Annotated in this window: 22 protein-coding genes; 15 read left to right on the forward strand and 7 right to left on the reverse strand. The window is 61.5% G+C overall.

The genetic code is table 11. From position 1 onward, the window contains the following. Positions 1-92 precede the first annotated feature (92 nt). A complete protein-coding gene (locus BBF93_RS05150; RefSeq protein WP_035598546.1) occupies positions 93-1,658 on the forward strand; it encodes an MFS transporter in 1,566 nt (521 codons plus the stop codon). Here BBF93_RS05150 and BBF93_RS05155 read toward each other — a convergent pair. Genes BBF93_RS05155 through BBF93_RS05165 form a run of 3 tightly spaced genes read right to left on the reverse strand, consistent with a single transcriptional unit; the run spans position 1,647 to position 4,344 of the window. Then, positions 1,647-2,450, reverse strand: coding sequence for an alpha/beta fold hydrolase (locus tag BBF93_RS05155; protein ID WP_114105220.1), 804 nt, complete (start codon positions 2,448-2,450; stop codon positions 1,647-1,649). The genes BBF93_RS05150 and BBF93_RS05155 overlap by 12 nt on opposite strands. Beyond that, on the reverse strand, positions 2,450-3,463 hold the full coding sequence (locus tag BBF93_RS05160) for an NADP-dependent oxidoreductase (protein ID WP_114105221.1): 1,014 nt from the start codon (positions 3,461-3,463) through the stop codon (positions 2,450-2,452). Before BBF93_RS05160 ends, BBF93_RS05155 begins: the two co-directional genes overlap by 1 nt. Further along, positions 3,460-4,344, reverse strand: coding sequence for a VOC family protein (locus BBF93_RS05165; RefSeq protein WP_114105222.1), 885 nt, complete (start codon positions 4,342-4,344; stop codon positions 3,460-3,462). Before BBF93_RS05165 ends, BBF93_RS05160 begins: the two co-directional genes overlap by 4 nt. 91 nt (positions 4,345-4,435) lie before the next feature. Here BBF93_RS05165 and BBF93_RS05170 point away from each other — a divergent pair, with 91 nt between their 5' ends. Together BBF93_RS05170 and BBF93_RS05175 are read left to right on the forward strand one after the other, a co-directional pair. Then, a complete protein-coding gene (locus BBF93_RS05170) occupies positions 4,436-4,732 on the forward strand; it encodes a DUF1330 domain-containing protein (RefSeq protein WP_035598832.1) in 297 nt (98 codons plus the stop codon). After that, on the forward strand, positions 4,729-5,571 hold the full coding sequence (locus BBF93_RS05175; protein WP_114105223.1) for a hypothetical protein: 843 nt from the start codon (positions 4,729-4,731) through the stop codon (positions 5,569-5,571). Before BBF93_RS05170 ends, BBF93_RS05175 begins: the two co-directional genes overlap by 4 nt. 71 nt (positions 5,572-5,642) lie before the next feature. On the opposite strand, the gene BBF93_RS05180 is transcribed toward BBF93_RS05175, so the two are convergent. The 3 genes from BBF93_RS05180 to BBF93_RS05190 form a co-directional block, all read right to left on the reverse strand. Continuing rightward, a complete protein-coding gene (locus tag BBF93_RS05180) occupies positions 5,643-6,335 on the reverse strand; it encodes a hypothetical protein (RefSeq protein WP_035598533.1) in 693 nt (230 codons plus the stop codon). A 190-nt stretch (positions 6,336-6,525) separates the two neighbouring features. Then, a complete protein-coding gene (locus BBF93_RS05185; RefSeq protein ID WP_035598530.1) occupies positions 6,526-6,894 on the reverse strand; it encodes a hypothetical protein in 369 nt (122 codons plus the stop codon). Between the two features lie 3 nt (positions 6,895-6,897). Then, complete coding sequence (locus BBF93_RS05190; RefSeq protein ID WP_114105224.1) at positions 6,898-8,172, reverse strand: class I SAM-dependent methyltransferase; 1,275 nt, start codon at positions 8,170-8,172, stop codon at positions 6,898-6,900. 94 nt (positions 8,173-8,266) lie between these two features. Here BBF93_RS05190 and BBF93_RS05195 point away from each other — a divergent pair, with 94 nt between their 5' ends. From BBF93_RS05195 to BBF93_RS05240, 10 genes are all read left to right on the forward strand, one after another. Further along, positions 8,267-8,581, forward strand: coding sequence for an REDY-like protein HapK (locus tag BBF93_RS05195; RefSeq protein WP_114105225.1), 315 nt, complete (start codon positions 8,267-8,269; stop codon positions 8,579-8,581). 9 nt (positions 8,582-8,590) lie between these two features. After that, positions 8,591-9,427: an SDR family NAD(P)-dependent oxidoreductase gene (locus BBF93_RS05200; protein ID WP_035598521.1), complete on the forward strand. Its 837-nt coding sequence runs from the start codon at positions 8,591-8,593 to the stop codon at positions 9,425-9,427. After that, positions 9,424-10,332 (forward strand): polysaccharide deacetylase family protein, encoded by a 909-nt coding sequence (locus BBF93_RS05205; protein WP_114105226.1) that lies wholly within the window; start codon positions 9,424-9,426, stop codon positions 10,330-10,332. Before BBF93_RS05200 ends, BBF93_RS05205 begins: the two co-directional genes overlap by 4 nt. A gap of 25 nt (positions 10,333-10,357) precedes the next feature. Then, positions 10,358-10,978, forward strand: coding sequence for a VOC family protein (locus BBF93_RS05210; RefSeq protein ID WP_114105227.1), 621 nt, complete (start codon positions 10,358-10,360; stop codon positions 10,976-10,978). Between the two features lie 90 nt (positions 10,979-11,068). Next, on the forward strand, positions 11,069-11,893 hold the full coding sequence (locus BBF93_RS05215) for a CoA ester lyase (protein WP_035598515.1): 825 nt from the start codon (positions 11,069-11,071) through the stop codon (positions 11,891-11,893). Positions 11,894-11,910: 17 nt separating this feature from the next. Then, positions 11,911-12,432 carry a MaoC family dehydratase gene (locus BBF93_RS05220; protein ID WP_035598512.1) on the forward strand — a complete coding sequence of 174 codons (522 nt, stop codon included), beginning with the start codon at positions 11,911-11,913 and terminating at the stop codon, positions 12,430-12,432. 32 nt (positions 12,433-12,464) lie between these two features. After that, positions 12,465-13,655: an acyl-CoA dehydrogenase family protein gene (locus BBF93_RS05225; protein ID WP_035598509.1), complete on the forward strand. Its 1,191-nt coding sequence runs from the start codon at positions 12,465-12,467 to the stop codon at positions 13,653-13,655. Between the two features lie 41 nt (positions 13,656-13,696). Next, a complete protein-coding gene (locus BBF93_RS05230) occupies positions 13,697-14,854 on the forward strand; it encodes a CaiB/BaiF CoA-transferase family protein (RefSeq protein ID WP_114105228.1) in 1,158 nt (385 codons plus the stop codon). Beyond that, positions 14,851-16,020, forward strand: a complete 1,170-nt coding sequence (locus BBF93_RS05235; RefSeq protein ID WP_114105229.1) for a CaiB/BaiF CoA-transferase family protein — start codon at positions 14,851-14,853, stop codon at positions 16,018-16,020. The genes BBF93_RS05230 and BBF93_RS05235 overlap by 4 nt, the downstream gene beginning before the upstream one ends. After that, entirely contained in the window at positions 16,020-16,454 is a 435-nt protein-coding gene (locus BBF93_RS05240; protein ID WP_114105230.1) for a hypothetical protein, read from the forward strand. The genes BBF93_RS05235 and BBF93_RS05240 overlap by 1 nt, the downstream gene beginning before the upstream one ends. 3 nt (positions 16,455-16,457) lie before the next feature. Here BBF93_RS05240 and BBF93_RS05245 read toward each other — a convergent pair whose 3' ends face one another. Then, the gene (locus tag BBF93_RS05245) at positions 16,458-17,171 is read right to left on the reverse strand and encodes a GntR family transcriptional regulator (RefSeq protein ID WP_114105231.1); all 714 of its coding nucleotides are present in this window, start codon (positions 17,169-17,171) and stop codon (positions 16,458-16,460) included. A 242-nt stretch (positions 17,172-17,413) separates the two neighbouring features. On the opposite strand from BBF93_RS05245, the gene BBF93_RS05250 reads away from it, so the two are divergent. Then, on the forward strand, positions 17,414-18,721 hold the full coding sequence (locus tag BBF93_RS05250) for an MmgE/PrpD family protein (RefSeq protein ID WP_114105232.1): 1,308 nt from the start codon (positions 17,414-17,416) through the stop codon (positions 18,719-18,721). After that, a complete protein-coding gene (locus tag BBF93_RS05255) occupies positions 18,718-20,088 on the forward strand; it encodes an MmgE/PrpD family protein (RefSeq protein ID WP_114105233.1) in 1,371 nt (456 codons plus the stop codon). The genes BBF93_RS05250 and BBF93_RS05255 overlap by 4 nt, the downstream gene beginning before the upstream one ends.

The following is a 20,088-nucleotide window of genomic DNA, read 5'->3' on the forward strand; positions in this document are numbered from 1 at the left end:
TCGACGGGACGCTCAAATGATATACCAATTAAAACACGATAAGACGCGGAGTTGCGTTCGCGCAAGCTCCGAACAAGCGAGGAGTTTGTAGAATGGCGGAAACAGGTGAGTTCAGTCGCGGCTGGCCGGTAGTCAGCGCGGCGGCCATAGGTGTCGGACTCGGACTGTCGCCGCTGCCTTTCTATACGATCGGGGTGATGATCCCGCCGATGCTGGCAGAGTTTGGCCCGATGGGCTGGGCGCCGGGCGACATTCTCAACGCGCTGGCGATCTATACCTTCGGTGTGTTCGTGGCTGCGCCAATGGTCGGCATCATGGCACAGCGGTTTGGTGCACGCCGGGTGGCCTTGATCTCGACGGTAACGTTCAGCCTTGCGATGATGGCGCTGGCCTTCAACAATGGCTCAAAACCTCTCTACATATTCTTGTGGCTTCTGCTGGCATTTGCTGGCGCGGGGACGCTTCCGATCACCTTCACACGCCCGGTTGCCGCATGGTTCGAGAAGAACCGGGGTATTGTCCTGGGCATTGCTCTTATCGCCACCGGCGTAAGCGGGGCGCTGGCGAAATTTTTCGCGCAGTATATCGTTTCCAATCCGGAATGGCATTTCTTCAACGGGTCTGGCTGGCGCAGTGCCTATGTTCTGCTGGCCTTGCTGCCCCTGACGATTTCGCTGCCGATGAGTATCCTCAGCCTACGGGACATTGATGACAAGCCGGCGAGCACGTCGCCGCTGGTTCGCCTGAAGCTGCCAATTCTGGGTATCTCACTGCTCGGGACGCTGGGGCTGAGCGCGATTGTTTGGATGCAGGTTCTGCCCTTGATCAATATGCATGGTCCCCGTCTTGAATACCTGATGGCGATTGCTTTCTCGATCATGATGCTTCTGCCCGTGCTGGCAATGATCGTATTCGACATTCGCAAGTCACCTCCGGTGCCGGTTGAGGGCAAGGCGGTGGTGATGACGGGCATGAGCCTGGCAGCGGCGGCGAAAGATTGGCGCTTCTGGCTGCTCGGCATTTGCTTCATGCCGATCTCCTACGCAGTGGGCGCCGTCATTCCGAACATTGAGCGCATTCTTGTGCATCAGTCGTTCGATATTAATGAGGCAGTCGGTCTTGCCACGCTGACCGGGCTTGCCGTGCTGCTGGGCCGGGCAGTGGGGGGCTATCTGATTGACCGCTTCTGGGCGCCTGCGGTGGCGTTTGCCTTCCTCGCCTCGCCGGCGATTGCGCTCTGGCTTCTCGGCCAGCCGGGACTCACGCCGGGCATGGCGACGATTGCCATCCTGATGATCGGCTTCGGCGCGGGCGTGGAATATGATTTCATGGCCTACATCGTATCGAAGTATTTCGGGATGAAATCCTACACCGCGATCTATGGCGCGCTGTATGCCTTCTTTGCGGTGGGCGCCGGTCTCGGGCCGTCGATCATGACCGATATTGCCGACGGCCGGGGTATTCACTTCCTGGGGGCCAATACTGGCATCCTGCCGGGCCATGACTGGCAGTGGACGCTGACGAGTGCGGCCATAATCCTGTTCATCTCCACGCTGCCGATCCTGGCACTCGGAAAGTACCGGTACGGACGGGAGCATGAGGCAGAGGCGCCGCCGGCGATTGCGCCGGCGGGCGCTGTCGCCTCCTCAGAGGTGTGATCTCAGAAGGGCTGCAACTTCTTCGGGCCACACGTCCATGAAGTTGTAGCCCCATTGGGGGCATTCGATGACTTCGCCATTGCGCAGCAGTTCTGTTGCGCGGCGCGTGCATTCTGTGAGGTCGTCTGCCGGGTTGAGAATGGTGATCCGGTTTGGCAGGGTTTTCAGCGCCTGCTCGAAAGGCTCTGCAAAAGAGAAGGCGGCCGCATGGCCCCACTCATATTCTTCCCCCCCAAGCAGGTTCATCATCAGGGATTGGGCCAGCATTTCCAGCGTTGCGCCAGGGCCACGGCGCTCGATGATCCGCTGCCACATGGTGGAGAAGCGTGTGCCGGCGTCATCCAGCGGGATCGGGGTGAAATAGTCGGCAAAGAAGGCGCGCTCTTCATCCGTCAGCACAGCAGCGGACACCATGGCGATGTTGCCAACATGGCCGGGGCGCATCACCGCCATTTCTGTTGCAACTTTTGATCCGGTATGATTGCCGAACAGCGCGATAGTGTCGTGGCCAAGGGCATCGGCCACCTGCCAGCAGGCCTCAGCATAGGCGGGCACCGTAGCGAGGTGCTCTTCCGGCGGCTTGTCGGATTGGCCATAGCCGGGATAGTCCGGCGCAACGACGATGCGTTCATCACCGATCACGCCCATTAGGGTTTCGAATTCCATGCCGCATTTCGGGCTCTGGTGAAGGCAGTAGAGCGGCGGCAGGGAGGAGGCCGCTTCGGGAACCGCTATGCGGTAGTGAAGCTGGCCGTATGTTCCGTCTGCATATGATTTTCTGACGCGGGCCATTATGCCTGTTCCTCTGAAACGGTGATGATGGGTTTGCCGACATTTGCGCCGCGCATGAGCTTGCCGAACAGCGCGGGTGCACTGTCCAGGCCGTCGGCATGATCTTCCGCGAAGGCGAGCTTGCCGTCGCGAATCCAACCGCTGGCTTCGGTGACGTATTCATCCCAGCGGGGATAGAAATCGTAGACGACGAGGCCGAGCATCTGGGCCCGCTTGCCGATGACGGCGCCGGCATTGAGGGCATGGGGCGCAGGGCCGGCCGATTGGTAAGCATCCGCCAGGCCGCAGAGCACGCCGCGCACATACGTCCTGGAAACGGACAGTGCGGTCATTGCCATTTCAGCGGAGACGTTCTCGAAGAACACGCTGGCGCCTTCCGGAAGCGCTTCCTTCAGAGCGGCCTGCCAGCCTTCGGCCTTGTAATCGATGCAGGCATCGAAGCCGTAAGTGTCTGTCACGAGGCGGCATTTTTCGGGGCCACCGGCGATGCCGACGACTTTGGCGGCGCCCTTGATGCGGGCGATCTGGCCAGCCGTGCCGCCGACGGCGCCGGCCGCTGCGTCGACCAGCACAACATCACCGGCAGTCACCTTTGCCAGCTGGGTGATGCCCGCCCAAGCCGTCAGGCCGGGCATGCCGAGCACACCGATATGCGCGCGCAGGGGCGCGGCGGCCGGATCGAGCTTGCGGAAATGGCCCGGAGGCAGCGCGGCATATTCCTGCCAGCCGCCTTCCATTGCATGGACATAATCGCCCTCGGCAATACCGGGGGCGCGGCTCTCCACGACCTGGCCGACGATGGCGCCCGGGATGGCATCGGCCATCGGCGCCGGGGGCGTTTCCCCCATATGGCGGCCCCTCAGGCGCGAGCCGATATAGGGGTCGAGCGAGAGATAGATTGTACGCACCACGATGCCGCCGGGCGGACAGTCCGGATACGGCACATCAATCGCGACGAAGTCTTCCGCCACGGGCGTGGCGGAGAGCGCAGCTTTCAGCGTATAGCGTTTCATGCTTCGACAATCTCGATCAGGGCGCCATCAAGGTCTTTGATCGTGGCAGCACGCTTGCCCTGATAGATCGGACCATCGCGGCGGGTTGGCGGGGTGATCCAGGGGCCGGGCAGGCTATCGAATTCCGGATGCCAGAGCGTACCGATTGCGCAGCCGGGCACCAGCATGCCCTCATGGTGGGGGCGCGGGATGGCGGCGGGGGGATACTGGTCGAGTTCGAGGAAGACATCACGGCCATGGATCATGGTGGAGATCTTGTGGAGCTGTTCCATCGGCAGATCATACGCCTTGGCGATCATCGTATAGACGATTTCCATTTCCTCGCGCCCGACAGCCAGGCCGCAATGGCGCACCATCCAGTCGAGCGAGGCCTTCATGTCGCTGCAACCGAGGACAAGGATGAACAGCTTATCGATGGTTGAGGCAGCGCGCGGAAGGTCGAAGGCGGGCAGGTCGTCGCGGATCTGGGTGAGATAGACGATTTCCTCGTCCGGGCCTTTGACCTGCATCGGGTAGATCGCGTCGAGGCCCTCGATCTCGCGTGGGGGGCCGATGATCTCGAAGGGGGAGTTTTCCATACGCGCATTGGCGGTCAGAACATCCTGAACGCAGATCTCGATGGCGTTCCAGCCATAGGAGCGCAGGGCCTGGTAACCAGCCACCGGGGGCTGCTGGATGAGACGGAGATAGACCTCGGCGCCGGAGGAGGGCTGCATCACGGCATAGGGCAGGCCGGCAGACGCCGGAGCCTGCCAGCTGGCGGCGAGATCTGCAGGCACATCGCCGCGCTTCACGACCGAATAGTCGAAATATTTGGCATAATTGGCGATTGAACGTTCCAGATCGGAGACAGTCAGCGTGGCGGCTCTGAGCAGCTTCATGAATGGGCCTTTTCTTTTGTTATGGCCTCTGGAGGCCGTCCAATAAAAGATATATCATTTGAATCGATTGGGCCAAGCTGAAAGGATGCAGATGGCGGCGTACATGATCGTTTTTGCGCGGGTGAAGGATCGCCAGCGCTTCGTGGCTGAATATGCAGCACCGACTGCGGCGCTGATCTCACGCTTTGGCGGGGAATATGTCGTGCGCGGCCCGGGTGTCGAGTCGCTTGAAGGCGGCCTGTTTGACGGGGCGAGCACGGTAATCTCGAAGTGGCCGGACAAGGCGGCGATCCGCCGCTTCTGGGACAGCCCGGAATATCAGGCGCTGAAAGCCGCGCGCCAGCCGCTGGCCGAGGCACATGTAATGATTGTGGAAGACCCGGCATGAAACATTTGCCGCTTCTGTGTCTCGCTCTGCTTACCGCCTGCGCCACCGCGCCGGCAGGGAGCGGGAATACATATCCAGATGGTCTGCCTCCGGATGTTTCAAGGCGTGCGCTGCTGCCCGCCGCCGTGCAGGCCAATCCCGGGCTCTCCGCGCGCGACATCATTGCGGCGGCGCATGAGGCTGCCGGCGGGGAAGACTGGCGCGATGTGAAAAGCCTTTATCTTGAAGGCTACAACATCATCCGCCGGGCGGACGGCTCCGAAGTGCTGTGGGACAGGTATGCCATGTGGCGGGAGTTTTCCGACAGCAAGGCGAACGCCCATGCCGCAGAAGGCAAGGTGCGGATCGAGGCGTGGAGCGGCGAGAAGCTGGCGATGCTGATCAGCTTCGATGGCGAGACGACCTATGATCAGAATGGTCCGATGCCGGAAGAGGTGGCAGCGAAGGCTTGGGCGTCGAATTTCGGCTTCGGCGCCATCCGCAACGCGCTGGATGAAGGCTGGACACAGGCGCGTCTGCCCGACGATCTGATCGATGGCCTGCCTGCCTATATGGTGGAGCTGACGGATCCTGCGGGCGGCAAGACGAAGTTCGGTATCCGCCAGTCAGACTTTGCCACCGTGTATGCAGGTTTCAGCACGCCGCGCGGTTGGCATGAGCGGCGCTATTCGAATTTCTTCACCGCGCCGGGCTCGCGCTGGGTGCAGCCTGGCCGCGTGCGGCTTTTCTATGATGGCATGAAAGCGAACGAGGCGGTCTGGACCAGGGTGGAGATCGGCGCACCGATTGATCAGTCCGTGTTCGTTATTTCAGAAGAACCGGAGCGGCCGACCTTCTGACAAGGCCGGGCGCGGGCCAGAAAACACTGTGGCGCCCCTCGCCAGATGGGCGCCACTTTTATTGCCCTGTTTCAGAAGGGTTTTACGGCGCCGAAGAATGCCGTGGTAAGAATGCCGGCCCAGTAGGTGTAGGCGATCAACCGGGCGACCTTGATGGAGCGGTCGAGCCTGGCTTCCACTTCCGGATTGGGGCCTGCCGCCAGGATGGGGAACAGGGCACGCCATTCATGCATCACCAGCCGCAAGCCGAAGCCGAGGATTAGCAGCAAGCCATAGGTGAGCATCTTCGCTGAGAACCATTTCTGGCCTTCGCCTGCCAGGAACGGACCATAACCTAGAAGCGAGGAAATCGAGCAGATGATCAGCAGGGGGATGACAATATAGCGCGTCCAGTCTTCAATGTCTGACAGCAGTTTTCCCAGCGGTTTGCCGCGATTGGAGAACGCGCCCCAGGTAATGGCCATCCAGAGAACCCAGAGGCTCCACATCGCGACCAGCCAGCCGCCGCCGAAAGGCTGCACGCCCCAGAGATAGCCCATATGCAGGCCAAGGGGCAGCAGCGATATGATGCCCGTACGCGCCATGATGTCGATACGGTAAGCCGTATCCATGTGGCGCGAGCGTTCCTCCAGAGACAGGGCGGGGTTCACGACCTTGTAGGAGGTCTGGAACACGCCCCATTCGCCGCCAAGCCAATAGACCATGGCAACGATATGCAGCCATCGGAGGATTGGCAGCTCGTAGGCCGCAAGAAATTCTAGCATGGTGCCTCCCAGCGAAATGATCAAAAGATATATCTTTTAAGCTGGATGGTGCGTAAAATTCCATAGTGGAAAATACTTAGGCGCGATGTTTCTGCGGGTCTTTCCGTATGCGTTGCATTGGGGTGGGCCGCGCGCACAAAAAAGCGCCCGCAGAGCAGGCGCTTTCCTTGTCATGAATGGGCCGGGTGGCTCAGGGCGTCGTGGTGGCGAATTCCTCGGCCACCTCTTCGGAGGAGGCTTCCTCGCCCCGTTCGATGGCTTCCCGGTCCTGCTGGACGATGCGCAGAACGCGGGCGATGTATTCCTGCGTCCAGGCGCCGCGTTCTTCGGCTTCCTTCTTGGTCGGCGTGAAGGCTTCGATCGACGCCTTTGTCACCTTGCCGTCCCGCTCCATCAGGCGTTCTATCGTATCCATCCGCTCCCGGAGGACTGCGACTTCCTGCATGAGGGCGAGGGTTATGTTCATCACGCGCTCGACATCAGGGTCTTTCAGGAACCAGGGGCGTTTGCCCTTGGCTTTGGCGCCGGAGAGGGCGAGGGGATCAAGTTTCGTGGTCATGGTTCAGGCTACCTTCCGCGCGCCGATGACGTGCCATGCGGCTTTGCGGCCATAGTCTTCCTGCTTGGTATCCTTCGCGGCCTCGGGGAAGACTTCCGGATCAACCACAGCGGCCACGCCGCCATGAATGAGGGCGTCTTTCGCAAAGCCCGCCTTTTCCATCCATGCGTCGAGATCAATCTCGTGCATTTTCGTCCAGAAGGGCTCGTTATTGTAGAAGGCGTCCCAGTCGCGCATGGCCTGTTCGAACAGCGGCATGTCGGCGGTGTATTGAGGCTGCTCGACGTGCAGCACGATACCGCCCGGCTTCAGGAGACGTTGGGTTTCCGCGAAGATTTTCGGCATGGATTTGTAGCTGGTCTCGTGCAGGAACATCGTCGACTGCACCCAGTCGAAGCTGTTGTCTTCAAACTGCGAGAGGTCTGAAACATCGCCCTGGATGAAGGTGATATTGTTGACCCCGAGCGACTTGGCGCGCGCCAGACCGTAGCGCAGCATCGGTGCGCCGGCGTCTACGGCCACAATCTCCGCATCCGGATAAGCCTGGGCGAGCGGCACGACATTGTGGCCGAGGCCGCAGCCGATATCGAGGATCCGCTTCGGTTTGAAGTCCGGCATGTTCTGCTTGACCCATTCGGCGACAGCGACGCCGCCGCCATCATTGAAGCGGCCCAGCATGCCGCCCGTGGTGGCGAAGATGCCGATGTCATAATTGGCGGGGCCAGTTACATCGCCGGGCACGAGTTCGGTGTGATAGCTGCCGGGCATGCAGTGATGGTCGATAGCCTCGGTCGAGCGAGGCTGCCTGAAGCCGGGTGCGAGCACCAGGCGGCTGTCGCTTTCGGTCATTTCCCGGACCTTGCTGTTGAGATCATCGGCCTGGCGGAGGGTTACCCAGCGTCCGGCCTGCTGGCGCGATTCCATCGTGCCGCGGCGCAGCGCTGACCACCATTGCCACATGGGATCCTGGGTCAGGGCTTTGCGCACTTCATGGCGATCCTTGAAGCTGCGCTTTTCCTTCTTCTCGAAGGCGGGCTTGATTCTGGCCTCGAAGGCTTCGCCGACACCCGGCATGATATTGGCCGCCAGATGGCGGTTCATATGGGCGAGGAAATTGAACCGGGCGACCTCATCATGCGTGGTTTCCGGAAAAACGCCATGGCGGCCGACAACGCGGTAGTCCGGGGGGCCGTCATAGGCGCGCGGCGCGGGCGCTGCCTCCTTTTTGGCCGCTTTGCCTTTCGGCGCTGTTTTGGGCGGGCGCACCGTGTCAGCCATCCTATTCCTCCTGCGCTAGGGTCAATTCACAATTGACCTACAACCAAAAGATATATCATTTAGGCGAAATGACCAAGTAGGGGAGATTACCCATATGAGCACCCGGATTGTCGCACTTTTCAATCTTAAACCCAGCGTTTCCGCTTCAGACTATGAAAATTGGGCGAAAACAAAGGACATTCCCACCGTTAATGGCCTGAAATCCGTCGATGCCTTTGAAGTTTTCCGGTCCACGGGTGTGCTCGGCTCCGATGCCAAGCCGCCTTTTGCCTATATCGAGATCATCGATGTGAACGACATGGAAGGCTTTGGCGCCGAGGTCAGCACCGAAGCGATGCAGAAGATTGCTGCCGAGTTCCAGCCGATGACCGACGACCTGGTCTTCATTCTTACCGACAAGATCGGCTGAGGGCGGCGGATGGGAACGCTTACCGGCAAGACGGCCGTTATTACCGGCTCTGGCCGCCGCAAGGGCCTTGGTGAAGCCATCGCCCGCAAGCTGGCTTCAGAAGGTGCGAATATCGTCATCTCCGACATCGGCAAGACGCGCGACGCCGCTACGGGAGAAGCCCATATCGGCACGACGGAAGAAATGGAATCGATCGCCGAGGAGCTTCGCGGGCTGGGCGTGCAGGTGTCCACCTGCGTTTGCGATGTGCGCAGCCTTGAGGAAGTCCGCGCGCTGGCCAGGCATGGCGCGCAAACGCATGGATCGCTCGACATCTGGGTGAACAATGCGGGCATCGGCTACATCATGAAGCCGCTTCTGGAGGTTTCGGAGGCTGACTGGCGGGCCGTGATTGATGTGAACCTGACCGGAGCTTTCTTCGGCCTGAAGGCCGCTGCCGAAGTCATGATCGCGCAAGGCAAAGGCGGGCGGATCATCAACATCGCCAGCCAAGCGGCCAAGTCTGGCTTCCCGCATGCACAGGCCTACACCTCGTCCAAACACGGCCTTGTCGGCCTGGTGCGGTCTGCGGCGATTGAGCTTGGGCCCAACGGGATCACCGTCAACAATGTGTGCCCGAACCATGTGACCACGGGTCTTGGCGCCTGGCAGAACGAGTATTTCTCCAAGGTGACCGGGCATGCCTCTGTCGAGGATTACATGACCAGTATGGCCAATCGCATTCCGATGCGCCGCCCCGGCCTGCCGGAAGATACGGCGAACGCTGTTGCCTGGCTGTGTACGGATCAGGCGGCCTACATCACGGCTGAAAGTATGAACGTTTCCGGAGGGGAGGAACCCCATTGACCAAGCTGCCACCTGATCCTGCGCCTGAAGGGTTTACCTGGCCGGGCGGGGCGAAGCTCGCCCTGTCGGTTGTTGTGAATGTCGAGGAAGGCGCCGAGCGCCGGATTGATGAAGGCGATAAACGGCCTGAGCCCGTTGACGAGCTGGGCGCCGTGCCCGGCAAGCCGATCCGCGTGCATGGGAACGAGACAAACTATCAGTATGGCATCAATCGCGGCGCGCTGCGTGTGATCCAGATTCTCGACAAGGCGGGCATTAACGCCACCTGGACGGTGTGCGGTTTGGCGCTCGAGAAGGCGCCCTGGCTGGCGAAAGCGATTGTGGATCGGGGCGATGAGCCCTGTAACCACGGCTACAAATGGGCCTTCACCGCTTTCATGGAGGAAGAGGCTGAGCGCGCCTTCATCGCCAAGGGCACCGAGAGCATCGAGAAAACCTGCGGGCGCCGTCCTTCGGGCTGGCTGTCGCGATATCTGCATACGGACATCACGCGCCGCCTGATTCTCGAGCAGGGCTATACCTATCATATGGACGACTATTCGGACGACTTTCCCTATTGGGCGAAGGTCGCGATGGCCGACGGCACGGAAAAGCCCATGGTGGTGTTGCCCTATGCCATTGATTCCAATGATATGAAGTTCTGGCTTTCGCCCAGCTTCACCCCGGATATGTGGCTTGATTATGCCCGCCGGTCTTTTGACTGGCTGTATGAGGAAAGCCAACGGGAAGGCGCCCGGATGATGAGCCTCGGCCTGCATCTGCGCATTATCGGACGGCCCGGACGGATCAGGGCGTTTGCAGATTTTCTCGACCATGTGAAAGGGCATCCGGATGTCTGGGTGGCGCCGCGCGAGCAGATTGCCGCGCATTTTGCCAGCCAGGTCTCTGCGGACACCGCCCGGTGATCTTTAGCCAGAGGGGGCTTGCGCCATGAAGATAACGACTGCGGGTGTTTTGATTGCTGTCTGGGGCTGTGCTGGCTGCGCCTTGGCGCCGGAGCAGGCTCCGGCAGCGGCGGAAGGAGCGCCGGCGCTCCTGGGGTCGGAAAATCCGTATCCGGTTCATCCGATCAACCTGCGCCGGACCACGCTTGTTGTACGGGACGTCGAGGCGTCCTTGCGCCTCTATCGGGATGCGTTGGGATTTGAGGTTGTTTATGATCAGGAACTGACCTCGCCCGGACTGGTGACCCGCCACGGCGCCGATGGCATCAATCGCTCGCGTCTGGTGCTGACGCAGACCAACAGCGCGGCCATGGGCATGATCGGTCTCTGGCAGTTTCTGGACCAGACGGAGAAGGATACGGCCCCGCCGAGCGTGGCAGACTTTACGCCGGGAAATGTGGTTTTGCTGTTCAACACCACCGATCTGGAATCGCGTTTCGCAGCGGCGTCTGCTGTGCCGGGCGTTCTGGTAATCAGTGCGCCGGCAGAGCGGCATTATCCATCCCCGGCCGGCGATATCATCGTTATGGTTTCGATGCTTGTGGACCCGGATGGCTACACGATCGAACTCAACCAGATGATTTCCGACCCCCGCGCCGCCCGCTAGGGCGGCCTGTCGATTTCCACTGGCTGAGACATTGACACCTTACGGTATCGGTTTAATTTGTCCGGACAAAGTTTCGGTTTGGATTTCCTTATGCCATCAGTTTATCGCTCCTTTCTTTTCGTTCCTGGCGCGCGGCAGGACCGGTTTGCAAAAGCCGTTGCCGCAGGGGCAGATGCCGCCATCATCGACCTGGAAGACGCTGTGCTTCCCGGTGAAAAGGACAAGGCGCGCGCTGATGTTCTGGCCTGGGTGAGCGCGTGGGACGGCAAGGGGCTGGCTGTCCGCATCAACTCTCCGCGCACCGCCCATGGGTGCGCTGATATTGCCGCCTTTGCGGCCTCCGGCCTTCTGGCGAAACTTGATTTCATCATGGTGCCCAAGGCGGAAACGGCGGTTGATCTGGAGATCGTCGCAGAAGCCCTGGGGGTGGACATTCCCCTGATTGCCGTCATGGAAAGTGGCCGCGCGCTCGCCAATGTTCAGTCAGTGGCGGCGAAAGCGACAGGCGGCATGCTGTTCGGGGGCGCCGATTTTTCCGCGAGCCTTGGCGCCGATCTTGCCAACTGGGACGCGATGCTCACCGCGCGCGCACTGGTGGCTGCCGCCTGCGGGGCGACCGGAATTCCGGCCTACGATGTGCCCTATCTTGATGTGAAGGATCCTGCCGGCCTTACCGAGACAACCCACAAAGCCCGCCTTATGGGCTTCTCGGGCCGCGCCTGCATCCACCCCGACCAGGTCGCGCTCGTCAACGCCGCTTTCACGCCAAGCCAGGCCGAACTCGCCGAAGCGCAAGCTATCATTGATGCGCTGAACGCGGCGCAGGGCGGCGCCGTGTTGCACAAGGGCAAGCTGGTTGACCGCCCCGTCATTCTCGCGGCCGAGCGCGTACTCAGCAAAGCAAAATCAGTCTAAGGAAGAAAGTATCCATCATGGTCCAGAATTGGAAACAGGTTGGTCCGAACCGCTACCGCGAAACCTTCGGCCGCTATTTTGAAGACTTTAACGCCGGCGACATCTACGAGCATCGTCCCGGCAAGACCGTCACCGAATACGACAACCACCTGTTCACGCTGCTGACGCTGAATACGCATCCGATGCATTTTGATGCGGAGTTTGCCAAGGCGTCCGAGTTCAAGCGCAATCTCGTCGTCAGTCCGTATACGCTCGCCTTGCTGATTGGCATGAGCGTCACCGACACCAGCCAGAAAGCCATCGCCAATCTCGGCATGGATGAGGTGAAGTTTACGGCGCCCGTTTTCGCTGGCGACACGATCTATGGCGAGAGTGAAGTGCTCAGCAAACGGGAAAGCCAGAGCCGTCCCGGCCAAGGCATCGTGACCATCGTCACGCGGGGTTACAATCAGGACGGCACGATGATCTGCACGTTCAAGCGCAACATGCTCATCCCCTCGCGCGGCAATGCCGTGGAAGACAAGGTCGGCAATTACTGATCGGGTTGCCCGGTCGGTTCAGGAGAATGCATATGGCTGACACGACATATCTCAGCGAAGAAGACGAGCGTCAGATCCTCGACTCGATCCAGAAATGGCTCGAGAAGAAGGTCGCCCCCGTGGCGATGCAGCTCGAGCACGACAATATCTGGCCCGCCGATCTCGTGGCCGACATGACCGAGCTTGGCCTGTTCGGCGCGCTGATCCACCCTGATTATGGCGGGCTTGGCCTGTCGGCGACGACCTATTCCAAGATCGTCACCATGATCTCGGAAGAATGGATGAGCCTGTCGGGCATCTTCAACTCTCACCTGATGATGTCGATCGTTGTGCAGAAATTCGGCACCGACCGGCAGAAGGAATACTGGCTGCCGAAGTTTGCCGCCGGTGAGCTGCGCGGCAGCCTCGGTCTGACTGAGCCGGACGCAGGCACCGATCTTCAGGGCATCCGCACGGTAGCGCGCCGTAAGGGCGACAAATACATCGTGAACGGAACGAAGACCTGGATATCCAACGCGATCGAGGGGCATTGCGTGGCGCTGCTTGTCAAGACCGATCCCGATGCGCAGCCGCGCTATAAGGGCATGTCGATCCTGATCGTTCCGAAGATCAATCCGGAAACGCGCGAGCCGCTACCGGGTGTCAAGAATGGCCGCAAGCTGGAAAAGCTCGGTTACAAGGGCATCGATTCGGGCGAGTTCATTTTCGAGGATTATGAGTGCGACGCTGAGCTTTCCCTTGTGGGCGGCAAGGAAGGCGAAGGGTTCTTCATGGCGACCGGCGGTCTCGAAATTGGCCGGATCAACGTGGCGGCGCGTTCGGTCGGGATTGCCCGCCGCGCGCTGAAGGAGAGTGTCCGTTATGCCCAGCTCCGGAAGACGATGGGCAAGCCCATCTGCGAGCATCAGGCCATCCAGCTGAAACTCGGCGAGATGGCCGCCAAGACGCGCGCCTCCGAACTTCTCGTCCAGGACGCTGCGGCGGCCTATGACCGTGGCGAGCGCGTGGATATGGAAGCAGGTATGGCGAAATATTTCGCGTCGGAAACGGCGGTCGAAGTGGCCACCGAAGCTATGCGCATCCATGGCGGCTATGGCTATTCCAAGGAATATGTCATCGAACGGCTCTACCGTGATGCCCCTCTGATGTGTATCGGGGAAGGCACAAACGAGATGCAGCGGATCATCATTTCCAAACAGCTCGTGAAGCGTAACCCGGCCTGATCCTGATCCATGGCAGTCGGTGTAAGGAGGGTAAGAACAAGATGACACGGCTTCTCGAAGGCATCCGCATTCTCTCGGTCGAGCAGTATGGCGCAGGGCCCTATGGCACGCAGCTGCTCGCCGATCTGGGGGCTGAAGTCATCAAGATCGAGGATGGCCAGCGTGGCGGGGATGTCTCCCGCGCAGTCGGGCCTTACCTTCTCGGCGAAGGGGATTCTGATTTCTTCCAGACCTTTTCGAAGGGCAAGAAATCCATTGATATCGACCTCAAGAGCAAGGAGGGGCGCGAGCTTTTCGACACGCTTGTGGTTTCTTCCGATGCGGTTGTGAACAATCTTCGCGGCGATCAACCGGCAAAGCTCGGCCTCGACTTTGCGCGGCTCGGCGCCGTCAATCCGAAGATCGTTTGCGCCCACCTTTCGGCCTATGGCCGGAACAATTCGCGTGCAGGTTGGCCGGGCTATGACTACCTGATGCAGGCGGAAGCCGGCTTCATGTTGGCGACGGGGGAGCCTGATGGCCCGCCGATCCGCTGCGGTCTTTCGATCATCGACTTCCACACCGGCAGCCATCTCGCCACAGCGATTCTTGCCGGTATCCTCGGCGCGCAGCGTTCAGGGACGGGCTGTGATGTCGATGTAACGCTGTTTGATACTGCGCTGCATCAGCTGTCCTATCCGGCGACCTGGTATCTCAACCGCGGCCACGCGACCGAGCGCCTGCCGCGCGGCGCGCACCCCTCCATCGCGCCGAGCCAGCTGGTGAAGACAAAGGATGGCTGGGGCCTGTTGATGTGCCAGACGCCGAAATTCTGGGATCTTTTCTGCGAACTTGCAGGCGCTCAGCATCTCAAGACAGATCCGCGTTTTGCCACCAATCCGGCACGCCACAAGAACCTTGCACAGCTCACGGAAGTGGTTGACGAAATTCTCAGTCATCGGACGAGCCAGGAATGGGTGGACCATTTTGCCGGGCAGGTTCCGTTTGCGCCCGTGCTCGATATCCCGCGCGCGCTCGACAATCCCTACCTCGCTGAAACCGAGATGCTTGAGGTTGTTGCTCACCCTTCCAAACCGGAAGGTCTGCGTACCCTGGCGTCCCCTTTCCGCGTGAACGGGAAACGCCCCGTCACCTCGCGGGCGCCCGAGCTTGGCGAGCATAATGGCGAGTTCAGCCAGGGCGCGCCGGCAAAGCCATGAAACTCGCCGGTCTTAAAGTTCTGGATCTGTCGGCTTTCCTGCCTGGGCCGCACATGACGATGATGATGGCCGACCATGGCGCGGACGTGATCATGGTGGAGCCGGCCAATGGCGTGGGCGAGCCGGTGCGCGAGATTGGCGAGCGGGCGCCGGACGGGACGACTGTGTGGTTTCGCAATGTGGCGCGCGGCAAGCGGAGCCTGAAGCTGAACCTCAAAGATCCGGCGGGCGTTGAGCTGCTCTTGAAGCTCGCCGAGGAAGCCGACGTGTTTGTCGAGGCGTTCCGGCCCGGCGTGGTGAAGCGCCTCGGCGTGGGATACGAAGCGGTGTCGGCGCGCAACCCCAAGATCGTTTACTGCTCCATCTCTGCCTTCGGGCAGGAGGGGCAGCATGTGCAGAAGCCCGCGCATGACCTGGTGGTGCAGGCGATGACGGGGCTGATGGATTTGGGGCGCGGCCTCAGCGATGGGCAGCCCGCGCCCCCGCCTGTGCCGTTTGCAGATGCCTCCGCCTCTCTGATGGCGCTGTCGGCGATCCTGATGGCGCTCTACCGGCGCGAGAAGACAGGCGAGGGCGATTATATCGACATGTCGATGTATGACGCCGCGATTGCCTGGACGCCCAACGTGCTGGGGCCGACCTTTGGCAAGGGCGCGGCGCCCGAACCGAAGAAGATGCGCAGCTTTGGCGGGGCGGCGATGAATTCGATCTATCCGACCTCGGATGGCGGGTTCATCGTGATCGGCGGATCGGAAGTGAAGTTTGCCGAGAACCTGCTCACCGCCCTGGGGCGGGTGGACCTGCTCCCCTATGCGAAGATCCCGCCCGGCGATGAGCAGGAGCCGCTGAAGGCCTTCTTCCGCGAGACCTTTGCCGGCAATACGCAGGCCCATTGGGAGGCGTTCCTGGCGCCGGTCGATTGCTGCTGGGCGGCGGTCCGCAATCTGAAGGAAGCGTTTGACGATCCGTTCACGGCGGAACGGGGCATGGTGTTCACCGACGCCGATGGCAACCGGCATGTTGGCCCCCCTATCCGCTTTGCGAAGGAGCCGCCCCGTCCCAATCCGAAGCTGGCGGGCTTTGGCGAGCATTCGGTGGAGATTGCACACGAGGCCGGGCTGAGCGCGGAAGAGGCCGAGGCCCTGAGGGCGAAAGGAACCATCTGATGACACGCTTTCCAGCCCATTTCGCGCATGAAGGTATCTGGGAGGGGAAGTATCGGCATCTGGCCGTGGACGGCACGGAAGAGGGCCGCTTCCGCTCCCGCGTCACCTGCGAGTTCCCGCAGAAGGATGGGGTCATCTACCGGCAGACCACGGAGCTCTGGACGCCGGATGGGGTTTACAGCAAAGCGGGTTTCGATGGCCTCGACCGGGGCGACCATCTTTATTATGACTCCCCGACATTCCATGGCCGCAGCTGGGAGACTGAGGGCGGTCACCTGATGCTGAACCTGATCCGCAAGGATGAACCGGGCGCCTATTTTGTCGAACTCATCATCATGGGCGAAGGGGGCAAGCACCGGGCCCGCACATGGCACTGGTTCAAGGACGGCCAGATCTATCGCCGCACGCTCTGCGAAGAATCGCGTGTGGTCTGACGCCTATTTTCTCTGCCGAGTCAGCTTCATTTCATAGGCGAAGCGGCCTGCCGGGTGCAGACTTTCGGAGACGAGGATCGTGCGGCCGGCCGTATCGGCATAGCGCCGCAGGGTGCGCAGGGCCGGAGAGCCAGCGGCGACACCGAGGCGGGCGGCATCGCCCTTGCCGAGGGCGACCGCTTCCATCCGTTGAATGACGTTTGATACCGAGGCGCCATGCGCGCCCTCGATCCATTCGGAGATGGAGCCCTGTAACTGGTTCACTTCTTCCAGCGGCGGGGCAAGCTGACGGAGCACGAGGATCGTGGTGATGGCCAGCGGGGCTTCGCCGGTGGCCCTGCGCAGGCCCGTATACGCGATATAGTCTCCCTCAACGCCCATGCGCTTGAGATCGGCAGCGCTCGCCGGGCGGGTGCGCTCGGGAATGAAAACGGCGTCGCGGGCATATTGGAGGATCGACTCGAAATCGCCGATCGGTTGAGCAAAGGCCGGGGCAGGCGGCGTGGTGACGACCGTACCGGCGCCGCGGCGGCGGGCGATCAGGCCGTCTTCGGTCAGGATGCGCAGCGCTTCGCGTGCCGTATGCCGGGAGATGTCCTTGACCTCGCACAACTCCATTTCCGTTGGCAGGGCATCGCCAGGTTTCAGCTTGCCCGATGCAATGAGCAGGCGAAGTTCATCGGCGATCTGTCTGTAACGGGGCTGTATCGTGTTCAAGGCCCTCTCCTTGTCTTCAACGTCAACCAGTAATGGCTAGTCCACTGCAGGACGGCAATCCCGTAACAATCAGTAAATTTGGACAGAACGCGCCCAATGCGAGACCGCAAGCCGCGAAAATCAGTGGCTGACCGCATCCGATCTGTGCACAACAGGCGAGAATGCAATAGATATATCAAATAAATTCCGCGAGGATACCAAAAGCAGTTTTCGTTTGCGAAAGGCTCATGTAGACAATCCATATGTCCGGACAAACTTTTCCCGATTTTCAGGCTTCCCTGACCCTCGTGGAGGCGCTTGCCGGCCTGCTTGATGCGCCTGTCGGAGAGGAAGATCGGGCGCGCACATGCCTGCACCTGCTCGATTGGGTGGGGTGTGCGGTTGCCGGGCGCGCTGAAGTGGCGGGCAGGATACTCCTGTCGCAGATGGAGGCCGGCGCAGGCGCACGGGCTTTTGCCTGGGGCGGGCTTGGCAACATTCTCGAGATGGATGATGTCGACAAACGCGCGCTTCTCCATCCCGGTCCGAGCATCATTCCGGCGGCGTTGTCGCTTGCCATCGAAAAAAACCTTTCCGGCGGCGCGCTGCTGGATGCCATCGTGCGGGGCTATGAGGCGACGATCCGGCTCGGCCGGGCGGTGGGGCCTGGGCATTATGCGCTGTGGCATAATACGGGCACCTGCGGAGCTATCGGGGCGGCCGCAGCGTGCGCAAGCCTGCTGGGCCTTGACCGGGCAACCACAGCCCACGCGCTCGCGCTGGCGGTCAGTCAATCGGCGGGGCTTTGGCAGACACGGCATGAGCCAGCCAGTATGGGCAAGCAATTGCACACAGCGGTTTCGGCGCGGGCCGGGCTGGATGCGGCGCGGCTGGCGGCGGCGGGATTCAAGGGGCCGCTGACAATCCTGGAAGGGCCGCAGGGCTTCTTTGCGGCGATGTGCCCCGGCGCTGATCCAGCCGCTGTTATTGCAGGAGACGCTGGCTGGCGCATTCATGATGTGAGCTTCAAGCCCTGGCCGGCCTGCCGCCATGCCCATGCCACCATTGATGCGGCACTGGCGCTGCGTGAGCGTATGGATGTGCTGGACAAGGACGGCGATATCCTCGTTGAAACCTATCGCGATGCGCTGACATTCTGCGACAAGCCGGAACCGGGAACGGTGATCGAGGCGAAATTTTCGCTGCAGCATTCGGTGGCGGTCGTGATGGCGCGTGGACGCCCGAAGCTGGAGGATTTCAGCCTGGAGGCGGTGGCTGACCCGGTGCTCGCGGCGCTGCGCAAACGTGTCAAAGTTGGACAAAATCGGACATTTCAGGACAATTACCCGTCACGGTTCGGCGCCTCGGTGACCTTTGCCGGACAGACCGAGAAAGTTCCGGACGCCCTGGGCGACCCGGAGAACCCGGTCGGATTGGATCAGTTGCGGGACAAGGCTCGGGCGCTGTTCGTGGCCGGTGGCCTTGGCGAGGATGAGGCCGAGGCGCTAAGGGTGGCAGCGGAGACGGCCTCGCCCGGGCTTGCGGGCCTGATTGGCAAGGTGCTGTCATGAGCGGCGCAGCAGATGCCTTTGTGAGCCATGCCCTTGGGCTGCGCTGGGATGCCATCCCGGGAGAGGCGCAAGAGGCGGTGAAGACCTTTCTGCTCGACAGCCTGGGCGTGGGTATCGCCGGCGCTGGAGCGCCGCTGACGGCGCAGGTGCGCCAGGCTGCGCTGGCCTGGGCGGGGGCCGGCGACGCGAATGTGTGGGGCCAGGGCAGCTACCGGACGAGCGCGGCGAATGCGGCCTTCATCAACGGGTTCCAGATCCACTGCCAGGAATTTGACTGCGTGCACGAACCCGCCGTGGTTCACCCGATGGCGACGATCCTTGCCGCGCTGATGGCCACTTGCGACCGGGAAGGCGATGTGACGGGCGCCGAACTGGGCGCGGCGATTGCTGCGGCGGTTGATGTGGCCACGGGGCTGGGCATGGCCGCGAAGACGCCGCTGAAATTCTTCCGCCCCGCCACGGCGGGGGTCTTTGGCGCGACGCTGGGAGTTGCCCGGTTGCGGGGGCTTTCGGAAGGCGAGGCGCGCAACGCGCTCGGCTACGCGCTCTCTTTCGCGTCAGGCACGATGCAGGCGCATACGGAGGGCAAGCCAGCCCTGCCGGTGCAGATTGCCAATGCAGCCCGTAGCGCGGTGATGGCATGCGACCTGGCCGCCGCCGGCATGGAAGCGGCGCAGGACAGTATTGAGGGGCCGTTCGGATACCTGACTTTGTTCGAAGACGGATTTGACGCAGCGCCGGTGGTAGCCGCGCTCGGCAGCGTGTTTCGGGTCGCGGAAGTCAGCCACAAGCCCTTTCCAACGGGACGCGCCGCGCAGGGCGGGATCGTGCTGGCCAAGCAGGCGAAGGCCGCAGGCATCCGGCCTGAGGAGATTGCATCAATTGTCCTGACCGCGCCGCCGCTGATCAAGCGCCTGGTGGGCCGCCCGGCGCAGGCGGGCATGACGGCCAGCTATGCCCGCCTCTGCTATCAGTATTCCGGCGCGCTGACCCTGATCGACGGGCATGTGGGCCTGAAGGATTTTTCCTCAGAGGCGCTGGCGCGGGCAGATGTGGCAGCGCTTGGCGCGAAGATCGAGGTTATCGATGATGGCCAGATCAACCCGGCGGCCTTCACCCCGCAGGTTCTCCGCATACGGCTGATGACGGGCGAAGCGCGCGAGTTCACGATCAATTCCCTTTTCGGAGCGCCCGCCGATCCCCTGACCCCTGCGCAGAATGAGGCGAAGTTCCGCGAATGCTGTGCCTTTGGCTTCGGAACGGCCCGTGAGGATATAGAGGCGGCGATCATCGCCGCCGTGAACGGTCTTGAAAATCTGGATGATGCCGGACGGCTTTCCCGCCTCGCATCTGGTATAATGGAGTGA

Origin of the sequence: Hyphomonas sp. CACIAM 19H1, assembly GCF_003325995.1 — a bacterium.
Lineage (GTDB): Bacteria > Pseudomonadota > Alphaproteobacteria > Caulobacterales > Hyphomonadaceae > Hyphomonas > Hyphomonas polymorpha.